Origin of the sequence: Lunatibacter salilacus (assembly GCF_009797935.1) — a bacterium.
In the GTDB taxonomy this organism is placed as follows: Bacteria; Bacteroidota; Bacteroidia; order Cytophagales; family Cyclobacteriaceae; genus Lunatibacter; species Lunatibacter salilacus.
In genome coordinates this window covers 87,431-104,231 of the sequence record NZ_VOLC01000016.1, presented here as the reverse complement: position 1 = coordinate 104,231, position 16,801 = coordinate 87,431, and the positions used below count along the sequence as shown (strand labels likewise).

Below are 16,801 nucleotides of genomic sequence, written 5' to 3'. Positions count from 1 at the left end.
CGTGAAGGATTTGAAGCTCTACAAGGGGGGCATACCTGCCCGCTACGGGGGGCGATTGTCCTCCATTCTCGACATCCGCATGAAAGAGGGCAACTACAAAGAATATGATGTGTCAGGAGGTGTGGGCACCATATTCAGCCGGTTGGCAGTGGAAGGCCCCATCAAGAAAGACAAGTCCTCGTTTATCATCGCGGGGCGTAGGTCGTATGGCGATGTGATTGCCAAGGCAGTGTCCGACGTGCTAAATGATGGCGCTGCCCTCTATTTCTATGATCTGACAGCCAAAACGAATTTCAACATCAATGAAAACAACAGGATTTTCTTCTCGGGATATTTCGGTAGGGACGTGTTCAAACTCGACCAGTTCCAAGGATTTGACTGGGGCAACAGCACGGCCACCTTTCGCTGGAACCATCTGTATAGCAGTCGCCTATTTTCTAATGTCTCTCTGTTTTACAGTAACTATGACTATGGTCTACAAATAGGTGAAAATGAGCGCAATACCTATGATTGGAATGCCAGGATAAGTACATTCAACTTCAAGCCGGAATACAGCTATTTCATCAACACCAATAACGAGCTGACCTTTGGCGGGGAGGCCATCCTGTACCGCTTCGAGCCAGCCAACATCAAGAGCGTGAGCAATGGGGAAGCAACCGATATCAGTTTGGACACAAGAAAGGCTCTGGAAACGTCCCTATACATAGGCAATGAACAGCGCATCAGCAGCAAGATGACCTTCCAATATGGATTGCGCTACAGCCACTTTACCTATATGGGCGGCACGGTATATCACTATGGCGATACCCTTCCTGGTATGGTTAGGCCGCTCATTTCAAGGGAGAGCAAAGATGATTGGGGCAAAGTAGCATCTTATGGCAACCTGGAGCCTAGGGCTTCCTTTAGGTACCTGGTATCCAAAAATGCATCAGTGAAGGGCAGTTACAACAGGATGAACCAGTACATCCATTTGATCTCCAATACCACAGCATCCACCCCCATCGATATATGGCAGCCCTCTACCAACAATATAAGGCCACAGCAAGGCGACCAAGTGGCCTTGGGGCTTTTCAAAAACCTTAAGGAAGACAAGTACGAGACTTCCGTAGAAGCCTATTACAAATGGACCCGTAACCAAGTGGAGTATATAGATGGTGCGGAAATTTTTGGAAATGAATACCTGGAGTCACAACTCCTGAGTGGGATTGGCAGAGCCTATGGGCTGGAGTTTTATGCCAAGAAAAATACAGGAAGGTTGACCGGATGGTTGAGCTATACCTTGGGCAAAACAGAAATGCAGGTGGATGGGATCAACTTCGGTACCGACAAAGTAAACCGCAAGGGCAATTGGTACCCTACGCGCTTCGACCAACGGCACAACCTGAAAATCGCCGCATTTTATGAGTTGAAGAAAAGGACAACACTCTCCGCCAACTTTAGCTTCCTTTCCGGCACACCGGCCACCTTCCCTACCGACAGGATCACGGTGGCGGGTTACGTCATTCCCTATATCGACGGGAGCGAAAGGAATAATTTCAGGATACCTGACTACCACCGGTTGGATGTGGCCGTCACGTTCGACAATGTATGGCGTGGTAAAAAAGGGCGCAAAGGGGAGGACAATCTGGTAGTGTCGATCTACAACCTGTATGCACGTCAAAACCCTTTCAGCATTTATTTCTCCCAAGGCACGGACAGACAGGTGCCGGGGATTCCATTGGCTACATCGGCCACACAAATGGCCATCATTGGCACCATGTTACCAGCAGTGGCGTACAATTTTAAGTTTTGAAAAGTAAAAAAACATTCGTTGCCCAAGGCGGGCAGCATCAACATCAAAAACATTAGAATCAAATGAACAAGCTACTTTATATCACGGTTTTGATTGCTGCACTTGGCTGCGAGACCGAAATCAATCCTACGCTCAATAATGCTGCGGAAATAATGGTGGTAGATGCCTGGATCACGCAAAAAATGGAACGCCAAGTGATCAGGGTCACCAGATCGCAGCCCTATTTTGATAATTCCGTACCATCCAAGATCGTCGGGGCCATTGTTCGGATCGAAGACCTTGAGTCTGGTGACAACTATATATTTGAGGAGGGGACCGATGGATACTTTTGGGAACCTTCGGGCTTACCTTTTGGTGAGGTGGGGCATACTTATAGACTTACTGTAACCTCGGGCGGCGAGACCTTTGAGGCGTTTTCCAGGCTGGGCAGGGTAACACCTGTTGATACCATTACCTTCAAGTACAACCCAAAGGACTTTCTCCTAGATGAGCCGTACTTCACTTCGGAGTTCATGGCTACCGATCCTGTGGGTGAAGGGGACGCATATTGGGTAAAAGCATGGAAAAATGATGTTTTCTTGGGCAAACCCGAAGAACTGAACCTGGTATATGATGGTGGGTTTTCGGCCTCAAATTCGGTAGATGGCGAAGTATTTATCCTGCCCATTCGGCGGGATTTTATCAACCCATTGGATAAAGCCGAAGATAAGGATACCCAATTTATCCCTCCTTACCAAGTTGGAGATTCCATCACAGTTGAAATTCACTCGCTCGATCATGCTGCGTTCAACTTTCTTTGGGGGGTTTATTTTAATATCAATAGGCCTGGTGGGTTTGGAGAGTTGTTTGCGTTCCCGCTCGCCAATTCCACCACCAATCTTAAAAGTACGGATAGCAATTCCGTGACCAATGTGGCTGGTTTTTTCAACGTGTCGGCTGTAACCACTAGGGGACAAAAACTTACCCAGCCATTGGCTGATGAAATAATACACTTGACTAACAAGTGATAGTTGAAGTGACCGAAGAACATATCGGTGGGTTTTCCCATATACACGATAACTTAAAAATACAATGAAAAGAACGACCCGCTAACTACTCCTATATTCAAGCTGGTGTTTGGTGCTTCTTAGGGCAGGAAAGAGCAAATGAAGGAATCCTCACTTGTAAAACTTTTTGAAATAGGGAAAGTTTCGTCGGGAACCGCTGCAAAAGTACTAGAAATGACGAGAATCGAATTTTTGGAATTACTGAACAAATATAAAGTCAGCTTTCTAAATGTTGAGAACCTCGAAGAAGATTTGAATAATGCATAAAGTAGTATCAAACACAAAGCCGATAATTTCTCTTTTAAAAATTGATAGAGTCTTGGTGTTAGCGAACGAAAACCAATGAAAGGTAAAGGTTACAACCTTCCACTGAAAGGTTTTTTAACGCTCGGTCCTATGCATAGTCTTGGTCTGCCTTCCTCACTGCCAAACTCATCCCTGCCGACTACAGGCTGCCCTTTTCGGGCAGCCTGTAAGTTAGCCAACTAAATTTTCTTTGTCCTCCGATTTTGATTTATTGGTGGGCATTTTACTGCTTAGCTGTTTTTCGGAGTGGGTTTGGTACCACTCAGGATCATTATCCCGGATAAAAGCCACTGCTTCTTGCAGCCTAATATCCAATTCCCTGTGAAGCAGGTCGTCTTCTGCAATGGCTTCTTCGATAATTATTCTCCATTGATCTTGCACCTCAGGATCGCTTGGGTTATCCTCAAGCTTTTTTAATTGATCAGAAAAGGTAGTGGGGGCCAGTTTATATTTTAACCAATCATAGGTCTTCTCGAGACTTTCTTTTACTTTGTTTTTACCAAATTCCGAATTCAGGTAATGAAGGATAATAGGTAGTTGAGTTGGTAAGGTTTTCATTTCTTTTTTTTTGATGATAGACATAAATTAAAATTCTAAGAAGATTTTTTTAAAAATCCCCCAAAACCAAGGTTAGGGCAAAAAATGAACCAAACGTTTGGTATAAGCCGAAAATATATCATTTCAATTACGAACATCGTCGACCAAGCTTAAATAGATGAGTTTGGCAATTTAATCCCCCCACAACACAGACCTCCTACTGATCTAGAAAGGTTAAAGGAAAAGGGTACCGTATTTGCTTAGCGTAATACAACATCCGAATCAGGATATTTTTCAGGTACAGGGATGATGACGAAAATTTGATCAAACTTAAACGTATAGGTGTTATAAATGCTAAAACGTTCTAAACATCTAGTGTAAAAGGGGCAACACAAAACCTGTAAAGTAAATACGGTTAACCAACAAACAGAAGCGAATGGAAAATGATAAAGTGAAAGAAGCGAAATCTATGGAGGCGCCATATGTTTACAGCGTAGTTCCCGCCATTTTACCCCCTGACCAATTATTTGGACCGCTGTTCCACGATGTGCAGATGAATCATGTCTTTTCAGATTCAATAATTTTTGCGGACTGTTTCCCTAAGAGGGCACCGGAAGAGATTCTAAGTTTATATGAGATTGAAAAGCACAGAATGGACTTCGATTTGAAGGATTTTGTCTCAAAATATTTTGAAATTCCCTCGCCTATAACGACTGAGTATGAAAGCGATCAGCAGTTGCCGGTTACGGAGCATATCAGCAAAGTTTGGCCGCTTTTGACCCGCTCCTCCCAAACGAATTGTTCCATGTTGCCTGTGCCCAAATCGTATGTGGTTCCTGGAGCTAGGTTTAGAGGATTGTATTATTGGGACAGCTATTTCACCATGCTGGGATTACAATGCGCTGGGGAAAATGAACTGATCAGAGATATGGTTGAGAATTTCGCCCATTTAATTGATACCTACGGACATATTCCGAATGCGAACCGCAGTTATTATTTAACGCGCTCCCAGCCTCCATTTTTTGCTTTGATGATACGTCTGCTTGCCGAAATTGATGGGCCGGAAATTTATGCAACCTATCTTTCCCACCTCCAAAAGGAATATAATTTTTGGATGGACGGGTATTTTCGGCTCTCGGACAGGGAATCTTCTTTTCGCAGAGTGATAAAAATGCCCGATGACAGTGTTTTAAACCGTTATTGGGATGACCTCCCGGCTCCCCGGCCTGAGTCTTACGTTGAAGACGTAGACATGGCCCATAATTCCGCTCCAACTGGTATTGAACCCGGAGATCTCTACCGGCACATCAGGGCAGCCTGTGAATCCGGATGGGACTTCACCTGCCGCTGGTTTGGGGAAGAGACTAAAATGGAAACCATTCATACCACCGAAATAGTCCCTGTAGACCTCAACTGCCTACTTTACGATTTGGAGCTAACTTTATCCGAAGCTTACGGGCATAGTTCATTTTCGGAACCTTCCACCTATTTTATGGAAAAGGCGGAGAAGCGGAAAAGCGCAATTCTGGATAATCTTTGGAATGGTGACAGAAATTTTTACATGGATTACGATTCAGCCTCAAATAAGTCCACCAAAATCATGTCGCTGGCGGGAATGTATCCGCTCTTCGTTAATATTGCTTCGAAAGAGCATGCCGAACATGTCCACAAGCATATAACCGATAGTTTTTTAAAAAAGGGCGGTGTCGTTTCCTCTCTCCATACGAGTGGGCAGCAATGGGATTATCCCAACGGATGGGCACCCCTGCAATACATAACCTATGTGGGACTGCGGAATTATGGATTTGATGAAACCGCAGAAGAATTGAAGAAGCGGTGGTTGGACCTTAATGACGACGTTTTCAAAAAAACCGGAAAAATGATGGAAAAATACAATGTGGTAGATCCCGATTCACCAGCGGGTGGGGGAGAGTATCCCAACCAGGATGGTTTTGGATGGACTAATGGGATATATCTTTGGTTTCAAAATGATTCCTAAAAACTTAGGAAAAGGAATCTGATAATATTTTACATTTGTTATATTGTTGAAACCAGACTAAAAAGAGCTTAAGCTTACCGGTCATAGAGCTTTTTCATAAGAATTTGATTCCAGTTTTCTTCAGTTTTTGGATGTATTCCAAAGCCTCTGAAGTATACTCGATTTCAAAACTCATAATTCCAGCAGCTCTTACAACTGATCATCAGACAGATTGACGGTTTTCCCTTCTTTATAGGACTGAATACTATTTTTCAACCGCTCTTGAATCGCAGGATCATCAAAAAACCGATCATTCCTGATATTTATGGTTAGTTCATAGGCTTTATCCTTTCCTCTTTGGATAATCACACGTTCAACATTATCCACTAAGTCTAGGTGTTTTTTTGGTTTTGACGAAATTCTCTGGAACTGATTTTTATCATGATTAAGCCTATTAGTTGTGTACACAATAAGATAGATAAATCTGCTAAAAAATGTTCAAGGATTAAATTGGGTTTCATCCATTTATCAAAATATACTTTATGCCCTTGTGGGGAATTATGGCCTATTGCGTGGATTTAACCCTAAAACCTTTGAGGTTTAAAAAAACCTCAAAGGATATTTCGGTCACCCCTAAACATAAAATACCTTGCAAAACCCCCAATTCCTTAATATTTTCCAAGCTTAATCTTTTAGATGCTTTTTTTATGACTAATGGCCTTTAATGAAAACTCGAGGGTGAAAATCCTTGCTATCCTCCATCTGTTGCGTTTGGGCTATGAGCATATACCTGTCAAACAACAAATTCGAAGAGTAGATACCAATATTTTTGAGAGTGTTTACAAACTATAAATCCCGAAGTAACTAAAGAGGACCTGCTCCGTATTAAAAGACAAAATCAAGAATTATCAGCCCTTCGGGAATGGTTGCTACCGATGCTGATGAATGGGCAGGTGCACATCGATAAACTCAGTGACCAAGTAGGAGGGAAGTATAAATTGGGGAATGGTGAGATGGGGATTGCGGCGGACTCGGGCGAGAGGTAGCGAGAGAAAATGTCGGACAAAAATAGATAAATTGTCTCCAAATAATTTTATTAGAGGGTAAATACCCCTTACTGTTATTTTTTTTTAATTTTTTAGCTTATATTTGAGGGTAAAGTCTCCCTTATGAAAAATATTGACATTGATAAATTACTTCAGGAAATCTTTCAAGATGATTCAGGATTCGATATTAAGGAACGGTTCGAGGTGAAAATCGCCGAATATGGGCTCAGCAAAACCAAAGCTCTCAGGCTATTAAATATCGACAAAGATGTTTTTAGCGAAATTCTAAACGGAAATGCGAAACAACCAAATTTAATTCATGTCATAAAAATTGGTGAGTTCTTGGATGTTGATGTACATGAATTCATAAAAATGGTATTGAAAAACCAAAATACTGAAAACATTGCTTCCATTGATCGGGCAAGAAAGCTGAAGTTTTTGTTAATAAATTTTGACGTCAAAGCATTGACTAAAGAAGGCTTCTTTAGTGCTGAAAATGATGTGGATGATTTAGTTGACAAAGCATTGACCTATTTTGGATATGAAACCATCAGCGAATTTGAAAAACAACTCACAGAACCTTTATACAGCAGATCCAAAAGGCAATTTTCAGATAAAATGAAAGACTTTTGGGTAAGATCGGCATACCAATCTTTCAGATTAATCAACAACGAAAATCTTTATGATCGGGATAGACTAAAAGATATCATTGCCTCTATGAAACCATACACCCAGGACGTTGAAAATGGTTTGTTCATAGTCTGTAGAGCACTCTACAATTCAGGGGTAACGGTCATTTTTCAAAATTATCTACAGACAACACATGTCCGAGGAGCGACTTTTTTTATCAATCAGAAGCCGTGTATCGTAATTACCGATTATTTAAAAAAGTATCCAACGCTTTGGTTTACATTATTGCATGAATTGCATCATGTGCTTTTTGACCTTGAAACGGTCAAGACCAATAATTATCATCTCTCAGATGATCAAGATCTTTTCTTAATTGAGGAAAAGGCAAATAGCTTTGCAAGGGATTTTTTCATGCCGATAGAGAGCTTTAATTATATCAAAAACTATATCAACAATTCTTACATGGTACAGCGATTTGCCAAAGATAATGATGTTCATGTATCTTTGGTTTATTCCTTTTATACTTGGTATCAAAAGGAATTATATGACAAAAATTACCATGCAGCATTTAAAGAGTTTTATCCCAATTGCAGAACTGCAATTAAAAGACTCAACCCCATTTCATGGACTACTAGTACGATTAAAGCATCAAGTGAGAAGATCAAAGCAGTATTCGAATTAAATTAAGAGAATGATATGAAAGACAACAACAAAAAGGAAGATAAAAAGGTAGAAAAACTCAGTGAAGCCGATCTGGAGAGAATGGAGCTGTTGAGAAGAAGCTACGAGAAAAAAGGAAAGCAACTTACAATTTCCAGCACCACAGGGTCTCTCCAGGAGATTGACGAATTGAAACAGATAGTAGGCAAGCAAATGGAAAATGCCGAAGAAAAATACAGTATTTATTATAAAGGGATCAGAAATCTGCTTATGGATCACCTTCCCAAAGGAGATAATTATAAACAGATGCGTGATATTATCTATGATGAAAAGAACATCTTTTTGAATTTAGGAAAACGAAAGTCCGATCACAAAGGGATTAGAGGCTCAGATGGAAGAATGACTTACCAACCCATTATGAATGAAATCCTTGATGTTGTCATCAGTTGGGTAGGAGAGTCACAAAACCCATTTGAGCTTTATAAGGAACTATATCTACTCAACGAAAAGCATGGGTACCCTCATGAAGAATACGATCTCTCGACCAAGGGTGTGGCTAATGCCATGTTGAAATTAGCACAAGATTAACTTTGAATATAATACAAGTGAATGATGGATATTAAAGATTTAGATTTATCAAAGATTACTGTAGATGAATTGCTATAAAAATTTGGAAAAGGTAGTCATATACCCGGATCCGGTAGTGCTGTGGTATTTCAAGGAATGTTAGCTTGTAAACTGTTGGCTACGGTAATTAGCCTTACAATTGATGAAAAAAGAAATAATAAGTATTCTCATGTGTTGCCGGAAATACTTAGATCACAAGAAGAAATAAGTATTTTTTTTCAAATCTTTATAAGTTATTTCATGAAGACTCTATTCAGTTTGAAGAGGTCATTAAATCTCGAAATCTTCGAGATCAATTTAAAGCTAAAGGCTTGGATAAAAATCTAAATCAATATAGATTTTATAAATTTAAAGTCCAAGATGATTTAATTTTAGCCTCAAATATTATCCTTGATATAGCTAATTTATGCAAGAATATAGCAAGCCATGCAATTTTTGTTTTTCAAAATGGATTTAAGGCAGCACGAGGAGATTCAGGGGCAGTGTGGTCGGTAACTGAATATGCACCAAAAATGGTAATTAGGAATGCACCAAAAATGGCAACGGGAGTGCACCACTGTGCTAATATACGCATGTTAGTTTTTGTTATCAAAGAAAGATTTTCTGTTTTCCATTCTATAACTTTTCCCCGATAGGTTTATAATTTCACAACGAAAGAGGAGCCTGTCCATGAGAGCCGTAGCCAAGACCTCATCATCGAGCATTTTTGCCCAATCCACCGCCATTTTATTCATTGTTATGATGATACATGTCTGCTCATATATGGCATTGATAAAGTTGAACAGATCCACCGCGGCTTTTTTTTCCACCGGAAACAGATGATGTCGTCAATAATTATTAGATCGGCTTTTATAAGGCGTTTATATTCTGTCTGCGCGGACCGGATCATTTCCCTTGTTTTGAGCATGTTTACCCCGGAAGCTATGGCCATAAGACTAGAAGAATTAGAACTTCTTAAATACTAAGGTTTGATTTATTGTATTAGAATTAATCAGACAAAAGAAGCGATCAAGATGTTTTCAGAAAACTGACTAAAGGAGCACAACGTACGCTGCAAGGCGCGTTCAATCTGGCTAATGGCACATTTATTTCTCGAAGATTTTCCTAGAGTCCAACATTTTCCAAACATAGCTATTTTATTTTATTTATCCTGATCCGAGTTAAAATACTAAATTTAAATTTTTAAAATCTACTATTTTCTAACGGGCCTGTTTTGCATTCTCAAATACACCAGGTCTTTCAACATTATTACTTTTAAATTTATAAATTGCTTTCAACGAAAATGATGAAACAAATTGATTAGTAAACAATCTTGGTTCTAAATTAGAATGGTCATTAAAAGGATAGTTTTTATTCAAATTTTCTTCCAGATCTTTTCTCAAAACTTTAGTTTGTGTTAGGTCATGAAATATACCCATTTGAAACCCCCCTCCCAAATTTAATAATAAACCAAGACCTCCACTCAATCGCAAATTAAACTGCATATTTGAGGGGTTAATTTCTGCAAAGTTAAATCCCACTGCAATTCCCCACCATGTTGGAGCTCTAAATAACTCACCTGTTGCTTCTTTTTCGTCTCCTTCTCTAAATCTTCTATAATTGATTAATTTATTCCAAGTAACTAGTAAACTTCCTACAAATACAGGACTGTTTATTGTATCACGCCTTAATGTTGAATCATATGGAGAAACGTAATAGTCATAGATTGTTTGATTACTCAAGCTCGGTCCTAACCCGACAGCAAATCCAAAAGCATTTTCTAAAGTTTCTGGTAATGTTTGCTTGAAGGAATTTTCATTTGAGGTGATTTGTGATTTTAATTCTAACCGTTCTAAGAGTAAGGAAAAATCTTGCTTGCAATCATCCGAGAATCGTTTGGAAAAAGCATCATCGAGTTCTTTCGACAAATTATTAGTATTAATTTCATTTAAATTTGCGTATGTTAAGGTGTCTAAAAACTCAACAACGGTTGATTTTGATTCATCTTCAAACTTAGACTCATGAAGAATCGCATTTTCGGTAATATTTATTGCAATCTTCTTAAGTTCTGATATTATTATATCGTTTTTGGTGTCTTGTGATAAGGTATCCCATTCAGTTTTTAATAAATCGACGAAAATATTTTTGGAGTTAAAACCAATAATCTTAATTGTAAATTTTTCTTTGTTTTTTTCCAGAGAAAGATTATAGGTTTTTCCTGAACAGAATAAATCTACTTGGGTTTGAGCAAAAGCGGAGGAAGATATAAATAAAATTAGTGATATTATAATATTTTTCATAAAATAGTTTATTTTTATAAATTAAATTATCCTTATATATTATATAAATGTAACGCCTTAAAGGTTAGGTTTCTGCATTATTCAATTTTAACAATTATTTAAAAAGAGAAATTATCTATTGTATAACCAATAGAAGGATGTGTTTAATCTTATAAGTTGGCCGACATCTAATAATATGACATAATTGGATCCAAGGAATATCAACCCTAAACTTGGAACCATAATACCGCGCAATTTCTGTTCATTGTTAAAATGTTTTAACAAAAAGCTCATATAATTATATTCATAAATGAAATTAACTGATTTTGTTAAATGATTTTAAGATTCATTGTCTAAATCCAAATAAACATAAAAAATTTTGTTTTTGGGTTATTAGGTAGGATTAATTTTCTAAATTTTGATCCGCCTTAAATGTTCGGACAAGAGTTGTTATTTTCAAAGCACTAAATATTTGAATTTACGTCTTGCGAAGCATCGGGTGGGAATGGGGAGCAAAATACAAAGAAAAGGGTTTCAGGGGTGGTCACGAAAAAAGAAGGAGGCTCTGATCACACGGAGGAATTGAAGAAATTGGCTGAGTGTATGAATGAGATTCATTGCAAAAACGTTCCCTTCGACTCCGCTCAGGGAACACCTGACAGCGGCGGCTGAGCGTAGCCGAAGCCACACCATCCGACTCCGCTAACGAAGACTACGCCGACTGAGCGAAGTCGAAGTCAGCGTAGCCGAAGCCCCGCTCAAGGAACACCTGACAGCGGCGGCTGAGCGTAGCCGAAGCCACACCTCTCGACTCCGCTCTCACTTATTCTGATAAAATTCCCGCATCACCTTTATTTTTTTAGGATTATCTAAAAGGGACTGTTCGGAAAACATCATAACGCCGGATGCAGGGGACCGGGAACCTTCCCGCAAGGCGTTACCAAATTCCTGAGGGGAAATGATACCAGGTTTGTCGTGTGCCTGAACAATGGGCCAGACCAAGGGTCTAGGAGTAGGCATGACTTTATCCAACCAATCAAGGTAGTCGCCCGACCAGGTAACAGGCCTTGCCAGCATCCGGTGAAAAAGCATGGGAGACAATACATCCACCCGCTCGGCCAAAGCCGGTACATCGATGCCCAGGGTGTTGTACAAAGCCCCGTCATGGTCTTCGGGAAACCACGCGCTATAGAAGGCTCCCAAAAGGGCCTTGGGTTGATTTTCCTTGAGAATTCTCCCCATATCTTCTACCCAAGTATTCAAAATGCTGTTTCGCCATTTTCTCCAGGCAGGTTCTTGGTTGGCTAGTATCCATTGTGCTTTGCCTGCTTTATCCGATGGTGGGATTTGTATGGCATGGGTATTTTCGAAAAGCCGGGTACATCGGTCACAAAAACAGGTTTCAGGCAGTATGGGTTGGTCCGTTTCAAATTGGGCATGCCAATGTAGGTAGTCCAAAAACACCCCATCTACCAGATAGTTGCCCAGCGTCTCACGTAGCTGTTCGGCCCTATATGTCTGGAAACCGGGATCGGTGGGACAAACCCCCATAAACCAATCCGCAGGCCCGACGGTCTCTCCCTTTTCATTGATGGGCCAGGCTTCAGGATGGTCTTCTATATAGCCTCTTCCATTTAGGGTAGGGAACTCGACAAACACCCGACAACCCTGGGCTTTGGCTTGATTATAAAATGACTGGTTTAGCGAGGATCTTCTGACGAACACGGCATTTACCCCCAACTCGTCAAAAGCAAAGCCTGCATTTAATATCCTTTCAGGATTGCCATAAATCCCCTTGACGAAGGCATCCACATCATTTTCTTGGGAAAAGGCGGCAAAATGGATAAGCAAAAGGAGCAGCCAATAGAGCTTGTTCATGGTTTGGGAAATTTTAATCAAGTATTGTGGCATGGAATGGCGTAAATCTTTTTGTTGGCCAGTGACAAACCACCATTAGGAAAGGAAGGGATGAATTTTAATAGGTCATTCACGTTTTTTCTTACATTCATAAAGTTTAAGACGTGGCTTGCCACCAGCATAAGCCAATTTATAAACCCCATCCAATGCGGCATCTGCTAATGGGACCAACAGCTAAACTACAAATTAACGCCTATCTTCTGCAATTGCAATAAACGACCCAAAGGAACCTGCAATGGCAGACATTATAGGTATTGTAGATAGGATATCGGTAATCCCCTTGATAACACAGATCGAGTCAGTCCAATTTTGGCTGATTTTTTTATGACTGATCTATTATAGAATAATCCGGATGTTAAGCGTGAAAAAGCCATTGATTATTATTTCAGTTCCTTTGGGCTATATAAGTCTGTTTTTTTTTTGGCTAAGTGCCCCTCTTATTTTCTTTCTTAAAGGCCAAAAATAGGTTCGCCTTTCTTAAGTAGAACTTTTAACTGATGTTTTTCCCACAGGTTTGCAGTCTGATCTCTGCGAATGTTTGACACGCTTTGTTCAGATTCTTATAATTCAATTTAAATCATTAAATCAAACAAAAGTGAAAAAGATTACAATTTCATTATTTATGATCTTACTGAACCTCAGCTACTTGATGGGTCAGCAGGAGAAAACAACACTAAGCGGATATGTCCGTGACGGTACCTCAGGAGAGGAGCTTCTTGGAGCAACAATTATGGTTATAGGTAGCCAAAAAGGCGCAATCACCAACTTATACGGTTTTTACTCCCTACAAATAGCGCCTGGAAGTCACCGTATACAGGTCAGCTATATGGGATATGAAAGCCAGGTAGCAGAAGTAATAGCAGAAAAAGCCACCTTTCTTCACATTGAATTGAAGCCGGCTGACTATGCGTTGGAGACGGTGGAAGTTTCCGCAATTGCCAAAGATGAAAAAATCCTTGAGATAGGAAGTGGCATAGAACGGGTCTCCATCGAGCAGATGAAGAAAATGCCGAAGTTATTGGGAGAAGTTGACCTGATTAGAAATATCCAGTTGCTTCCCGGAATATCTACGGTGGGAGAGGGCACGTCTGGTTTTAACGTTCGTGGAGGAGGAGCGGATGAAAACCTTATTTTGCTTGATGAAGCTACTGTATTTAATGCAGCTCATGTCATGGGGTTTTTCTCCGTTTTCAATTCGGATGCGATCAAGGATGTCAAAATTTATAAGGGGGGATTGCCCGCCCAATATGGAGGAAGGTTATCTTCGGTACTCGATGTAAGACAACTGGAAGGCAACTCCAAAAAATTAAACGTCAAAGGTGGTATTGGGTTATTGAGCAGCAGACTTACGGTAGAAGGCCCCATTCAAAAGGACAAAACATCTTTTTTAGTTTCAGGCAGACGGTCTTATATGGACGTATTTACCAGACTTTCAGGTGACGAAGAATTAAGAAACAACAACCTTTATTTCTATGACTTCAATGCAAAAATCAATCATAAGTTATCAGATAAAGACCGGTTCTTCCTTTCTTACTATTCGGGAAACGATGTGATGAAACTGGGAGATCTTTTTAGCAGCAATTGGGGAAACAATACCATGACCTTAAGATGGAACCATGTATTCAATCCCAAATTGTTTACCAATATTACTGTCACAAACAGCAGGTATTTTTACCACATCATTGGGAGCCATGGTCCTGATTCCTGGGATTGGAAATCAAGTATACTAAATCAAAACTTCAAGGCGGATGCCGCCTATTTCGTAAATCCCAATAGAACCATCGATTTTGGATTTCAGACCACTATGCAGGATTATCTGCCGGGAACAATTCTTCCAACGGGTGAAGAATCCGCAGTGAACACCATTGAAATGGCAAAAGAGTATGCCATTGAATCTGGCGCCTATGTCTCTTGGAATGAGAAATTTAACGACCGATGGAAAGTAGAGGCGGGAATCCGCTATGTGGATTTCAGGAGATTAGGTGGACGGCAGTATCTATATCAAGATGGGGTAAAGGAGAGAGAGGCAATTATTGACTCACTTAGTTTTTCCCGATACCAAACTATGGCCAGTTACGATGGAATTGAACCGAGATTCAACGTAAGCTACACCCCAAACAGAACGACTGCCCTCAAGGCAAGTTTTCACAGGGCCAACCAGTTTGTTCATCTAATTTCCAACACCAATTCACCTTCTCCTATAGATGTTTGGAAGCCGTCCAACGCTTATTTGAAACCCGCGCAGGTGGATCAACTATCCCTGTCCTTTGTCAGAGGTATTCTCAATAATAGCTTTGAGCTTGTTGTGGAGAGTTATTATAAAGATTACAGAAGAGTAGTGGATTTTAAGGACGGTGCCAGGCTGGAGTTTAACGAAACCCTGGAGACGGAAGTCTTGGATGGAATTGGAAGGGCATACGGGTTGGAAGCTTCCATAGAAAAGAAGGAAGGAAGATTCACGGGACGGATTAGCTATACCCTATCCAGATCAGAAAGAAAGGTGGAAGGTATCAACAAGGGGGAATGGTATAGGGCCAATTTTGACAAACCGCATGACCTGAGTATATACGGATTGTACAAGCTCAACAAAAAGTGGGATTTCTCGGCCAATTTTGTCTTGGCATCCGGGAGACCATTTACACAACCCGTAGGAAAGTACGAGTGGGATGGCATGGTATTGCCCGTAATGGGAGATAGAAATGCACACCGAATTCCAGTCTATCACCGACTGGATATAGCAGCCAACCTTAATCCCGAGGGAAAAAGGGGCTCATGGAGTTTCGGTTTTTATAATGTCTATGCCAGAAGGAATGCCTACTCGGTCTTTTTCCGACAGCAGGAAAACGCAGCACAGACTGAGGCTGTAAGACTGTCAATTTTGGGATCTGCCATTCCCAGTGTCACCTATAACTTTAAATTCTAATACGATGATAACTGTAAAAAAATTATTGATTTGTTTGTCCTCGCTGTTGATGTTTTCATGCTTGGACAACATAGAATTGGATGTGAAATCCTATGAAGCCATGGTAGTGGTGGATGGGGAGATTAACAATATTGATGAATATCAAACCGTCAAATTGACCATTTCCCAACCTTATTTTCAGAGCTCGTCTAAATCGGTCATTGAGGAAGCTGAGGTTTATTTATTTGAAGATAATGTAAAGGTGGGAGGATATACTTACGCACAGGAAGGGGTGTATAATCTCGATTTTACCGGGGTAATAGATCGGGCCTATAGGATTGAAATTTATTTACCCGATCTGCCTGATTATGGCCATCTAAGTAATAAGGTGATTTCAAGTGAAACTGAGGTGCTTCACCCTGTTTCTGAAATCACAGACCTCAGATATGAATACAAGGCTGAAAGTCTGATATTTGAGGAGGGTTATTATTTGTTGATAGACACTTTTGACCCGGTAGGCAAGGGAAATAACTACAGGTGGAATGTGCAGGTCAATGGAGAGTTGTCCAATGATCCCCGCCAAATAATGGTCTTGGAAGACGAGAGGATTGATGGCAATCTCATTGAGGGGCTTGATCTGAGTTTTGATCCGTTTCTGGAAGGGGATAAAATCGTTGTGTACCAGCAGTCATTGAGTAATACATTTTATCAGTATTTGTTCGATATTTATATGCAGGCATTGACACAGGAGAGTTTCTTCGATTCCCCAGCTTTTAATCCCAAAACCAATTTGGTTTCAGACATTGATGTTGTGGGGTATTTTAATGCCAGTGCCTACCATAAGGCTGAAATTATAATTGGGGAATAGGGAGGGGTTTCCCGCGGATTTCGCAGAAGAACGCAGAAATAGATCTGCGCAAATCAGCGTGATCAGCGGGAGACATTTTTTTGCCACATTTTGCATCAGAAAAAATTTGCGGGAGACTATATTTCCCGCGGATTTCGCAGAAGAACGCAGAAATAGATCTGCGCAAATCAGCGTGATCAGCGGGAGACATTTTTTTGCCACATTTTGCATCAGAAAAAATTTGCGGGAGACTAT

16 protein-coding genes are annotated in these 16,801 nt (G+C 40.4%); 10 read left to right on the top strand and 6 right to left on the bottom strand.

All coding sequences use genetic code 11. The features are described 5' to 3' along the window. Position 1 precedes the first annotated feature (1 nt). The 3 genes from FQ608_RS19875 to FQ608_RS28125 all read left to right on the top strand — a co-directional run bounded on the left by FQ608_RS19875 (position 2) and on the right by FQ608_RS28125 (position 3,105). Positions 2 to 1,792, top strand: coding sequence for a TonB-dependent receptor plug domain-containing protein (locus tag FQ608_RS19875; RefSeq protein ID WP_317168939.1), 1,791 nt, complete (start codon positions 2 to 4; stop codon positions 1,790 to 1,792). Positions 1,793 to 1,854: 62 nt separating this feature from the next. After that, entirely contained in the window at positions 1,855 to 2,799 is a 945-nt protein-coding gene (locus FQ608_RS19870) for a DUF4249 domain-containing protein (protein WP_158860241.1), read from the top strand. 138 nt (positions 2,800 to 2,937) lie between these two features. Further along, complete coding sequence (locus FQ608_RS28125; protein ID WP_158860240.1) at positions 2,938 to 3,105, top strand: UPF0175 family protein; 168 nt, start codon at positions 2,938 to 2,940, stop codon at positions 3,103 to 3,105. An 89-nt stretch (positions 3,106 to 3,194) separates the two neighbouring features. On the opposite strand, the gene FQ608_RS27830 is transcribed toward FQ608_RS28125, so the two are convergent. Next, positions 3,195 to 3,323, bottom strand: coding sequence for a hypothetical protein (locus tag FQ608_RS27830; protein WP_262885528.1), 129 nt, complete (start codon positions 3,321 to 3,323; stop codon positions 3,195 to 3,197). Next, positions 3,316 to 3,702, bottom strand: coding sequence for a hypothetical protein (locus tag FQ608_RS19860; RefSeq protein WP_158860239.1), 387 nt, complete (start codon positions 3,700 to 3,702; stop codon positions 3,316 to 3,318). Before FQ608_RS19860 ends, FQ608_RS27830 begins: the two co-directional genes overlap by 8 nt. 415 nt (positions 3,703 to 4,117) lie before the next feature. On the opposite strand from FQ608_RS19860, the gene treF reads away from it, so the two are divergent. Next, positions 4,118 to 5,680, top strand: coding sequence for an alpha,alpha-trehalase TreF (treF, locus tag FQ608_RS19855; RefSeq protein WP_158860238.1), 1,563 nt, complete (start codon positions 4,118 to 4,120; stop codon positions 5,678 to 5,680). Positions 5,681 to 5,869: 189 nt separating this feature from the next. Here treF and FQ608_RS19850 read toward each other — a convergent pair whose 3' ends face one another. Beyond that, positions 5,870 to 6,046, bottom strand: a complete 177-nt coding sequence (locus FQ608_RS19850) for a hypothetical protein (RefSeq protein ID WP_234364287.1) — start codon at positions 6,044 to 6,046, stop codon at positions 5,870 to 5,872. A gap of 782 nt (positions 6,047 to 6,828) precedes the next feature. On the opposite strand from FQ608_RS19850, the gene FQ608_RS19845 reads away from it, so the two are divergent. The 4 genes from FQ608_RS19845 to FQ608_RS27285 all read left to right on the top strand — a co-directional run bounded on the left by FQ608_RS19845 (position 6,829) and on the right by FQ608_RS27285 (position 9,257). Then, positions 6,829 to 8,022 (top strand): ImmA/IrrE family metallo-endopeptidase, encoded by a 1,194-nt coding sequence (locus FQ608_RS19845; protein ID WP_199856424.1) that lies wholly within the window; start codon positions 6,829 to 6,831, stop codon positions 8,020 to 8,022. A 9-nt stretch (positions 8,023 to 8,031) separates the two neighbouring features. Beyond that, positions 8,032 to 8,583 carry a hypothetical protein gene (locus FQ608_RS19840; RefSeq protein ID WP_158860237.1) on the top strand — a complete coding sequence of 184 codons (552 nt, stop codon included), beginning with the start codon at positions 8,032 to 8,034 and terminating at the stop codon, positions 8,581 to 8,583. 99 nt (positions 8,584 to 8,682) lie between these two features. Continuing rightward, on the top strand, positions 8,683 to 8,949 hold the full coding sequence (locus tag FQ608_RS28120) for a hypothetical protein (protein WP_394351677.1): 267 nt from the start codon (positions 8,683 to 8,685) through the stop codon (positions 8,947 to 8,949). Then, on the top strand, positions 8,934 to 9,257 hold the full coding sequence (locus FQ608_RS27285; protein WP_199856427.1) for a hypothetical protein: 324 nt from the start codon (positions 8,934 to 8,936) through the stop codon (positions 9,255 to 9,257). The genes FQ608_RS28120 and FQ608_RS27285 overlap by 16 nt, the downstream gene beginning before the upstream one ends. On the opposite strand, the gene FQ608_RS28115 is transcribed toward FQ608_RS27285, so the two are convergent. From FQ608_RS28115 to FQ608_RS19820, 3 genes are all read right to left on the bottom strand, one after another. Beyond that, a complete protein-coding gene (locus FQ608_RS28115) occupies positions 9,198 to 9,413 on the bottom strand; it encodes an ATP-binding protein (RefSeq protein ID WP_394351676.1) in 216 nt (71 codons plus the stop codon). The two genes, FQ608_RS27285 and FQ608_RS28115, sit on opposite strands and share 60 nt — an antisense overlap. 408 nt (positions 9,414 to 9,821) lie before the next feature. Then, positions 9,822 to 10,901: a hypothetical protein gene (locus FQ608_RS19825; protein ID WP_158860235.1), complete on the bottom strand. Its 1,080-nt coding sequence runs from the start codon at positions 10,899 to 10,901 to the stop codon at positions 9,822 to 9,824. 798 nt (positions 10,902 to 11,699) lie between these two features. Further along, positions 11,700 to 12,758 carry an alpha-amylase family protein gene (locus tag FQ608_RS19820; RefSeq protein WP_158860234.1) on the bottom strand — a complete coding sequence of 353 codons (1,059 nt, stop codon included), beginning with the start codon at positions 12,756 to 12,758 and terminating at the stop codon, positions 11,700 to 11,702. A gap of 634 nt (positions 12,759 to 13,392) precedes the next feature. Between FQ608_RS19820 and FQ608_RS19815 the strand changes: the two genes are divergently transcribed. Both FQ608_RS19815 and FQ608_RS19810 read left to right on the top strand, forming a co-directional pair. Continuing rightward, positions 13,393 to 15,720: a TonB-dependent receptor gene (locus FQ608_RS19815; protein ID WP_158860233.1), complete on the top strand. Its 2,328-nt coding sequence runs from the start codon at positions 13,393 to 13,395 to the stop codon at positions 15,718 to 15,720. Between the two features lie 4 nt (positions 15,721 to 15,724). Beyond that, positions 15,725 to 16,567 (top strand): DUF4249 family protein, encoded by an 843-nt coding sequence (locus tag FQ608_RS19810; RefSeq protein WP_158860232.1) that lies wholly within the window; start codon positions 15,725 to 15,727, stop codon positions 16,565 to 16,567. Positions 16,568 to 16,801 lie beyond the last annotated feature (234 nt).

Coding starts and splice junctions, on each gene's coding strand:
- FQ608_RS19870 (WP_158860241.1), top strand. CDS start 1,855: ATGAACAAGCTACTTTATATCACGGTTTTGATTGCTGCACTTGGCTGC.
- FQ608_RS28125 (WP_158860240.1), top strand. CDS start 2,938: ATGAAGGAATCCTCACTTGTAAAACTTTTTGAAATAGGGAAAGTTTCG.
- FQ608_RS19860 (WP_158860239.1), bottom strand. CDS start 3,702: ATGAAAACCTTACCAACTCAACTACCTATTATCCTTCATTACCTGAAT.
- treF (WP_158860238.1), top strand. CDS start 4,118: ATGGAAAATGATAAAGTGAAAGAAGCGAAATCTATGGAGGCGCCATAT.
- FQ608_RS19845 (WP_199856424.1), top strand. CDS start 6,829: ATGAAAAATATTGACATTGATAAATTACTTCAGGAAATCTTTCAAGAT.
- FQ608_RS19840 (WP_158860237.1), top strand. CDS start 8,032: ATGAAAGACAACAACAAAAAGGAAGATAAAAAGGTAGAAAAACTCAGT.
- FQ608_RS19825 (WP_158860235.1), bottom strand. CDS start 10,901: ATGAAAAATATTATAATATCACTAATTTTATTTATATCTTCCTCCGCT.
- FQ608_RS19820 (WP_158860234.1), bottom strand. CDS start 12,758: ATGAACAAGCTCTATTGGCTGCTCCTTTTGCTTATCCATTTTGCCGCC.
- FQ608_RS19810 (WP_158860232.1), top strand. CDS start 15,725: ATGATAACTGTAAAAAAATTATTGATTTGTTTGTCCTCGCTGTTGATG.